Raw genomic sequence first — 6,857 nt, 5'->3', positions numbered from 1 at the left:
GAATGTGGATGTATGGAATATGGAGATGGTATCGTGAAAAATCATTTATTTTAAAAATATCGATAGGCTTCTTACTAGGTATATGTATAGGTTTGATTTTTGGTCCATCAGCACAAGTGTTGGAACCATTGGGTACCATTTTCTTAAATCTACTAAAAATGGCAGTTGTTCCACTTATTTTACTTACTGTAATTGTATCTATTAATAATACAAATCCAAAGGAATTGGGTCGAATAGGAGTTAAAATATTTCCATACTTTATCATAACAACTGCTCTGGCAGTCATTTTAGGTATTGGAATAGCTGAACTTATGAATCCTGGTTCAGGATTGAAGATGCCTCAAAACACAGATATGGAGGTGCCAGAAGCTCCCTCTATGATTGATGTATTGTTACAAGTCATTCCAACCAATATTTTTGCAGCCCTTGCTAATGGCGATGTATTAAGTATTGTCTTTTTAGCTCTTATTGTAGGTTTTGCTATTTCCTACATGAGACATTCAGTTGAATCTCAAATGAAAGAGTGGGGCAGTCTTTTATTAAAATTTGCAGAAGCAGGAAGTGAAGTTATTTTCCGCATTCTGAGTGGAATCTTACAGTATGCACCAATTGGTGTCCTTGGGATTACTGCGACAACTATAGGCAATCAAGGTTTTGACACCTTAATTGCGCTTAGTAAGTATGTAATTGCTTCTTATGTAGGTGTAGGTGTGCAAATGTTTATCATCTTCCCAATCATACTCCTCTTGTTTAAAGTTCCCGTTATAAAATTCTTTAAAAATACACGTGAAGCTATTATTACGGCGTTCGTTACATCTAGTAGTTTAGCGACACTTCCAGTTACACTCAAAAGTGCACAAAAAGCAGGGATTAGTGATAAAGTAGCTAATTTTACTCTACCAGTAGGAGCTACTGTAAATATGAACGGTTCTGCAATACACTTTGGTGTAGGTGTCGTTTTTGCAGCAAATATTATGGGATATGATTTAAGTATTGGCGCCATTATTGGCATTATCCTAGCAGGAACATTAGCCTCTATTGGAACAGCTGGAGTTCCTGGAGCTGGATTAATAGGAATGTCTATTGTTTTTACTCAAGCAGGGCTACCAATTGAAATAGTCGGACTCACAGCAGGTGTAAATGTTATAACCGATATGATCTTTACAACATGTAATGTGACAGGCGATATTGTTGGTGCTGCTGTAGTGGATCAATCGGAAAAGAAACACGATGAGACATCTTTTAATGCTAACGAAATAACTCATAAGAGTGTCACGGAATAATTACTTCCTAATCATAATAAAAAAGATCAATCTCGATATATCAATGAGATTGATCTTTTTTATAGTATGCAAGAAAAAAAGATTCTTTATTTACGAATTACTGACTAAGGGTTCGAAAATAGTTTTTTAATCGCTCACCAGCCTCAATTAATCTTTCCACTGGAACGGATAGTGAAATACGGAAATAGCCTTCTCCTTCTTCACCAAAAACAGATCCTGGCGTGACAACAATCCCAGCCTCTTGTAGTAATGTTTCAGCAAAATCGATAGAAGTAAACCCATGAGGCACTTCAGCCCATATAAAGAAACTTCCTCGGGGAACTTTTGCATGGATGCCTATTTCATTTAGCGTTTCAATCACTTTAATCATACGCTCTTTATAGATTTCATTTTGTTGACTGATGAAGCTTTGATCACTTGTTAAAGCAAACGCAGCAGCTTTTTGGATAGGGATAAATTGTCCCGTGTCGGTATTGTTTTTTATAACGGATAGCGCTTCAATCATGGAGCGGTTTCCTACTACATAGCCAATTCTCCAGCCAGTCATATTATATGTCTTTGAGAAAGAACCAAATTCAACGGCTATTTCTTTTGCACCTTCTGCTTGCAGAATACTAGGGGCTGTGTAGTTATCAAAAGTAATCATATTATATGCAAAATCATGCGCTACAGGAATGCGGTGTTTGGTTGCAAATTGGATTATTTTTTGAAAAAAAGTTTCATCAACTGTTGCTGCTGTAGGATTCCCAGGATAGTTCAGTAGCATTAGCTTAGCTTGTTCAAGAATATTAGCTGGAATAACCTTTAAATCAGGTTTGAAATCGAGTGTCTTTTTTAAAGGCATATTATAAGGAACACCATTTGCTAACTGAATGGCTGTACGGTATACACCGTAACCAGGATCAGGTGTTAACACAATATCTTCTGGATCAATCATGGCAGGAATTAAATGTGCGATTCCCTCTTTCGAACCAATTAAAATTAATACTTCAGTTTCTGGATCAAGCTCTACTCCGTATTGACGCATATAAAATTGAGAAATGGCTGTTCGTAATTCCGGTATTCCACTATAATTGGGATACTTTAAATTAGCTGGGTTATCTAACTCTTCTTTTAATTTATTGATGATGTGTAGGGGTGTTGAGAAATCCGGGTCTCCTATGCCAAGATCAATAATATCTACACCTTTCTTTCGCAGTTCAGCTTTCTTTTTATTAATAGTTGAAAAAACATAAGGGGGTATTTGAGAAATTCGTTTCGAATGAAATACCATTATTATTCGCTCCTTTAATTTTTGTTAGATAATGTAAGAAAAGCCTTTCGAATAAGTGATTGAAAGGCTTCGTTATTGCATCATTAAGCATTTGTTTTTTGAACTTTTGCTTGATTAACAGAAAGAATTTCCGGATTTGATAATACTTCAATAAGAGTTGTTTTGTTAGAGTCCATCGCTCGCTGTAATGCCGGAATAAAATCTTCGTTCTTTGTAACTCGCTCACCGTTACACCCAAAGATTTCAGCAAGTTTCGAAAAGTTAGGATTTGTTAATTCAGTTCCTACTATACGATTTGGAAAATGCTTCTCTTGGTGAGCACGAATTGTACCGTATAAATTATTATTTACCACAATAGCTATAACGGGGATGTTATAGTGAATAGACGTTGCCAGTTCTTGCAAGGTCATCATAAATCCACCGTCTCCTGAAAACGAAATAACAGACTGATTAGGGCATGCAAGCTTTGCTCCAAGTGCAGCCGGGAAGCCATATCCCATCGCTCCAGAGGTGGGACCGATATAGGTCTTAGGTTGTTCAAATCGGTAATACTTCGAGAGCCATCCAAAAAAGTTACCAGCATCGCTTGTAATGATTGCATTCTTTGGAATGTGATGAGCGAAGTCGTGAATCATTCCTTCTAAATCAACATATTCTTCGGAATATGTTTTTTCTGGGGTGGAAAACGCTAGGTAACTGTTATGAAGTTGCCTAACAGTGTCCACTCGATTTGGAATAGTATCACACTTTGAAACGATTTCGTTTAAGCTCTTTAGAAACGCGTGAGCGTCCGATACAATGGGAAGAGAAGCCGCATATACTTTTCCGATTGTTTCCGGAGAAATATCAATATGTATTAAATCGACTCCAGGCTTTAAGAGTGAATAATCTTGAGTGGAGACTTGGGAAAATCTCGTACCAAGTGCAATTACTAAATCGGCTTCGTAAATATAGTCAAGTAAATCTTTGCTTGTACCGAATCCTAACCAACCAGCATAGGATGGGTGATGATTTGGGAAAGAATCATATCTTCGAAAAGCTGTTGCAACTGGTAAAGAGAGCTTCTCAGCTAGTTCTGCTAATAAATGAGTAGAGTGAGAAGCAGTTACTCCTCCACCTGCAATAACGATTGGTCGTTTTGCTAGTGTAATCTTTTGCAGTGCTACTTTGATCTGTTCTTTGTTAGCTTCGAGTGTAGTTGTTTGTGTTATGTGGTAATGAGTTTGTGGGTTTTGTACTATATCTTCAAGCATATCGTGAGGTAAGGATACGACGACTGGACCAGGTCTTCCTGATGTTGCAATATGAAAGGCTCGATTTACTAATTCGGGGATACGGTTCGCATCCTGAATTTCCACTGTCCACTTGCAGATATGACCAAAGAACGCAGCTAAATCAACTTCTTGAAAGGCTTCTTTTCCTATGTATTCACGTTCAACCTGTCCGAGAAAAGCAACTACAGGTGTTGAATCTTGCATAGCGGTATGAAGTCCAATTGAAAGATTTGTCGCCCCTACACCTCGAGTAGCCATACATACTCCCACTTTTCCAGATGCTTTTGCATAGGCTTCAGCCATAAAAGCGGCTCCACCTTCATGACGAGTAGAAATGAGCTCAATACTTTCATGATTATAAAGACCATCTAATACACTAAGGTAACTTTCGCCTGGCACACAAAACACTTTGTCTATCTTTGCTTTCTCTAATGCTTCTACAATTAAATGTCCGCCTAATTTACTCAATTTGATCGCCCCTTACCTTATTTCAATTATTGAAATGCTATTTCATTTTATGATATTATGATGGTAACATATAAAAAACATAAGGGCAATTAATTTTCAGAACATTCAGTTTGTTGATAGTGCTTATAATCAGTAAGTGTAGGATTAAGTCATATGTATTATAGAGATTGGGGGAATTATAATGAATCAAAGTGTAGTTAAGGCACTATCATTATTGGATTATTTTTCAAGAGAAAAAAAAGAGTGGACTCTTGCAGAATTAGCAGAAAAGTCTAGTCTAACAAAGCCAACAGCTTATCGATTACTTTCTTCATTAGAAGAATGTGGTTTTTTAACTAAAGTGAAAAATAATAATCAGGATGTACGTTATCGATTAGGATTAAAATTGCTGGATTTGGGCAGTCTTGTTGCGGAGCAATTCGAGCTTCGTGAACTAGCATTACCTTTAATGAGAGAGTTGTGTGCTGATATTAATGAAGTAGTTCACTTAGTTGTATTAGATAAGGATGAAGCTGTGTATATCGAAAAGGTCGAAACGAACCACGCGATTCGTTTATATACGCGTATCGGAAAACGATCTGAACTTTACATAGGGTCAGGACCGAAACTGTTATTGGCTTATTTGTCTGAAATTGAAAGACAAGAACTTATAGAAAAAATGACCTTTAAAAAGTTAACCGAACAGACAATTGACAATGAGGAAGTTTTGCAAGAGGAAATTTTGAAAATTAGAGAGCTTGGTTATGCACTAAGTAGAGGAGAACAAGATAGGGAAACCGTCGGAATTTCGTACCCAATTTATAATCATAAAAAAGAAGTGGTTGCCGCATTAAACGTCAGTGGTCCAGAATTAAGAATTGATGATCAGTTCCTAGAAGTATTGAAAGATAAAACGAAGAGAATGGCAAAGCGTATATCCATGGAGTTAGGCTATACAATAGTCTAGTATTTGGAAAAGCTCATGAAATTTAGTGTCTTCTTGGTTTATTCTATGAAGAGGCACCTAAGACTTATTTATTAATAAGCAATAGTTGCCTCATTTAATACTTAACAATCATGGAGCAGACTCTTCCTTTTCTTTAAGCGTTTTTTTTTATAAAAGACTTGCAATTGACGTTACGTCACCTTTTATAATGAAATCCGACAGGAGGGATAGAGAATGAAGAAACAATTGTTAGTTCTAGTCGCTATGTTTGCGATGCTGGTTTTAAATGGATGTTCGGGAGATGATGGGGAAAGCAGTGATATTCAAAGAGCATCCCTAAATGATATAAATACCATTTATATCAATCATGGGAGCACTAGTGTAAATGTAGAGTCAGCTGATATCGATGAATTAGAAGCGTACGTCCTTTTATATGGCAATAAGTCAGGTGTTGTAATGGATAAGGAGGCACGAAAAGTATCAATTGAACAAAAAAAAGATTTTACCCGTCTAATCAAAGTCGGTAAGAAGCCCCGAATAGAAGTACGAGTACCATCTGATTTCAAAGGAGAAATTATAGTCGAGGGAACTTCCGGTAATGTTGTAGGTACGGATTTACAAACACACAATCTGCAAATCAACGGAAAAAGTGGCAACGTAAAGCTTAATTATCTTGAATTTCATAGTGATTTATATGTTACCACAAAGAGTGGAAATGTAGATGTTTCATTAAATGAGGACAAACCAAATGCCGCAATTCATCTCAAAACTAATAGTGGGGGACAATCAGTCAGTCTTCCGTTAGCAGATTTGGAACAAGAAGAAAAAGAAACAAAAGGCACATCTGGAAAAGGGGATTACGAAGTAAAATTAATAAGCACTTCAGGAAATATATTATTGAATTAATATAGGTACTATTCTAATAAACTGCTATTATCAAGAGATTGTACATTTTTATTCATACTATTTTGAAACTTCTTACTTCCATGACAGGAAGACTACACGAAGAGATAATACTAACTACCAAAATATAGGGAATGAAGTATGAAGTGTCAAATAGTAAACGATAAAGTTTTTGAAAAGAGTTATAATCTATATTTTATATAATATATCTCTTTTTTTAACATCCATATAGAAGGTTTGTTGTATTGATTGAAATTATATGTTCGGAAACCTGTAAGAATTAACTATCCAATCGTTAATGGGCATAATTCCTAAATTTGATTTCATGTGAGTTATGTTTTGAACATAGTAGTATCTAAAGATAAACAAACCTGTTCCCCTGCTGGTTATTTACAAAACTACACGTATCTAAAGTTCATTTTAAAGGCGTTTTTTTATTGATTAATTAATTTATAAAAAAAAGTTCTAATTAAACTATGTTCTAAATTAACAATAGTCATTTGAAATATAGTATATAAGATACATTCTGTAACAAAAGAATATAGAAGTAAATTACCTGCTAATCTCGTATTAATTGGATGTCTCATTCTTTTTGCATTCTTAGGCATTAATGAACTAGTCAAGATCTTCATGTAAAGAAAAGTTAGCTTGATTCTGAATTTGTTATATTAGTAATAATTGTTCGAATAAAAAAAGAAGAAATAAACGTATCTTTTAATTGACATTTATTT

5 protein-coding genes are annotated in these 6,857 nt (G+C 35.4%); 3 read left to right on the top strand and 2 right to left on the bottom strand.

Annotation, left to right across the window (positions count from 1 at the left end; genetic code table 11):
* Positions 1-1,283, top strand: a 1,283-nt coding sequence (locus V7014_RS25115) for a dicarboxylate/amino acid:cation symporter (RefSeq protein WP_335511509.1), incomplete at its 5' end; no start/stop codon positions are given.
* 97 nt (positions 1,284-1,380) lie between these two features.
* Here the strand turns inward: V7014_RS25115 and V7014_RS25110 are convergent.
* Both V7014_RS25110 and V7014_RS25105 read right to left on the bottom strand, forming a co-directional pair.
* Positions 1,381-2,556: an LL-diaminopimelate aminotransferase gene (locus V7014_RS25110; protein WP_335511507.1), complete on the bottom strand. Its 1,176-nt coding sequence runs from the start codon at positions 2,554-2,556 to the stop codon at positions 1,381-1,383.
* Positions 2,557-2,639: 83 nt separating this feature from the next.
* Positions 2,640-4,298, bottom strand: coding sequence for a thiamine pyrophosphate-dependent enzyme (locus V7014_RS25105; RefSeq protein ID WP_335511505.1), 1,659 nt, complete (start codon positions 4,296-4,298; stop codon positions 2,640-2,642).
* Positions 4,299-4,479: 181 nt separating this feature from the next.
* Here V7014_RS25105 and V7014_RS25100 point away from each other — a divergent pair, with 181 nt between their 5' ends.
* Entirely contained in the window at positions 4,480-5,244 is a 765-nt protein-coding gene (locus tag V7014_RS25100; protein WP_335511504.1) for an IclR family transcriptional regulator, read from the top strand.
* Positions 5,245-5,457: 213 nt separating this feature from the next.
* Positions 5,458-6,129, top strand: a complete 672-nt coding sequence (locus V7014_RS25095; protein ID WP_335511502.1) for a DUF4097 family beta strand repeat-containing protein — start codon at positions 5,458-5,460, stop codon at positions 6,127-6,129.
* Positions 6,130-6,857: the final 728 nt, after the last annotated feature.

Source organism: Bacillus sp. JJ722 (assembly GCF_036963345.1).
In the GTDB taxonomy this organism is placed as follows: domain Bacteria; phylum Bacillota; class Bacilli; order Bacillales; family DSM-1321; genus Bacillus_AD.
The sequence above is the reverse complement of the archived record's forward strand: the minus strand, read 5'-3'. Positions and strand labels throughout refer to the sequence as shown.

Coding starts and splice junctions, on each gene's coding strand:
- V7014_RS25110 (WP_335511507.1), bottom strand. CDS start 2,556: ATGGTATTTCATTCGAAACGAATTTCTCAAATACCCCCTTATGTTTTT.
- V7014_RS25100 (WP_335511504.1), top strand. CDS start 4,480: ATGAATCAAAGTGTAGTTAAGGCACTATCATTATTGGATTATTTTTCA.
- V7014_RS25095 (WP_335511502.1), top strand. CDS start 5,458: ATGAAGAAACAATTGTTAGTTCTAGTCGCTATGTTTGCGATGCTGGTT.